At 65.0% G+C, this 303-nt stretch carries 1 pseudogene; it reads right to left on the minus strand.

The annotated features are described in order from the left end of the window. A pseudogene (locus MFF58_RS32085) lies at positions 1-246 on the minus strand (IS481 family transposase); the annotation flags it as partial. Positions 247-303: the final 57 nt, after the last annotated feature.

Consider the following 303-nt stretch of genomic DNA (forward strand, 5'->3'; position numbering starts at 1 on the left):
CGGCAGCAGAGTGTGCCGGCGGAAAGCGACGATGACCGCCTCGTCCTCCAAGCTAAGCACGCTGGATCGGGGCTCCTTCGGTCCCATCCGAGCATCGGTGCTGGTCTGGCGTGAGCGTCACTTCTGCACCGTCGTGGCGCTGATGCCGTAGCGCTTGGCGGCGGCCCTCACGCTCTCTTGACGAGCTTGGATTGCCCGACGGACCGTCTCAGTCGTCGTGGCGCTGCCCTGGAGAACCTGTCCCATAGCGCGTCCCTCCATGCGGCATCAGTCGTACCACCACACAGGGGGACCGAACATCTA

It is taken from the genome of Methylobacterium longum (genome assembly GCF_022179385.1).
Lineage (GTDB): Bacteria > Pseudomonadota > Alphaproteobacteria > Rhizobiales > Beijerinckiaceae > Methylobacterium > Methylobacterium longum.